At 64.2% G+C, this 1,006-nt stretch carries 1 protein-coding gene; it reads left to right on the top strand.

Annotated features, from left to right (window positions below; translation table 11 throughout):
• Positions 1-19: 19 nt before the first annotated feature.
• Positions 20-952, top strand: a complete 933-nt coding sequence (locus tag EN749_RS36345) for a zincin-like metallopeptidase domain-containing protein (RefSeq protein WP_128365034.1) — start codon at positions 20-22, stop codon at positions 950-952.
• Positions 953-1,006: the final 54 nt, after the last annotated feature.

Below are 1,006 nucleotides of genomic sequence, written 5' to 3'. Positions count from 1 at the left end.
GTTCTGGAGGTTCATGAAAATGAGCAGAAAAGAAGGAAAAGGACCGCGCATCGACATCTACGCGCGGATCACCGACCGCATCGTCGCGGAGCTCGCGAAGGGTGTCCGGCCCTGGATGCAGCCATGGCATTCTGCCAATGCCATCGGCCGCGTTACGCGGCCGCTACGGCATAACGGTCTGCCCTATAGCGGTATGAACGTGCTGCTGCTGTGGTCCGAGGCCATCGCGCGCGGCTTTGCCAGTCCGATGTGGATGACGTTCAAGCAGGCGCTCGAGCTCGGCGGCGCCGTCCGCAAGGGCGAGACCGGCTCAATGGTCGTTTTCGCCAGCCGCTTCACCAAGACCGAAACGGATTCCGCTGGTGAGGAATTCGATCGGGAGATCCCGTTCCTCAAAGCCTACTCGGTCTTCAACGTCGCGCAGATCGACGGCCTGCCGGACCATTATTACGGGCAGAAGGCGGAACCTGCTCGCGATCCGATTGTGCGCATCGAACATGCCGATCGCTTCTTCGCCAACACCGGCGCGATGATCCGGCACGGCGGCGATCGCGCCTACTTCTCGCCGGCAACCGACCACATCCAGATGCCGCCGTTCCAGACGTTCCGCGACGCCGCGGCATATGTGGCGACCCTGAGTCATGAAGCCACGCATTGGACTTCGGCGCCACATCGGGTGAACCGCAACCTCAGCCGCTACGCCAAGGATCGCAGCGAGCGGGCACGCGAAGAACTGATCGCCGAGCTCGGGAGCTGCTTTCTCTCCGCCGATCTCGGTATCGTGCCGGAGCTCGAGCCGCGTCCGGATCATGCGAGCTATCTCGATTCCTGGTTGAAGGTGCTCGCCGACGACAGGCGGGCGGTCTTCTCGGCCGCTGCTCACGCGCAGCGCGCCGTCGCCTTCCTGCACGGCCTTCAGCCGGCGGCCTCGGAAGAACGCGAGGCCGCCTGATGGTCCACGCATCCATCATCGGCGGGGAAGGGGACGCACCTTCCCCCCACCCCC

Source organism: Mesorhizobium sp. M7A.F.Ca.ET.027.02.1.1, from assembly GCF_004022985.1.
Classification (GTDB): Bacteria; Pseudomonadota; Alphaproteobacteria; order Rhizobiales; family Rhizobiaceae; genus Mesorhizobium.
Note: the sequence above shows the minus strand (reverse complement) of the source record. Positions and strands in the feature narration are given on the sequence as shown.

What these genes read in the sequence shown, in the direction of transcription:
- EN749_RS36345 (WP_128365034.1), top strand. Translation starts at nt 20, where the DNA reads ATGAGCAGAAAAGAAGGAAAAGGACCGCGCATCGACATCTACGCGCGG.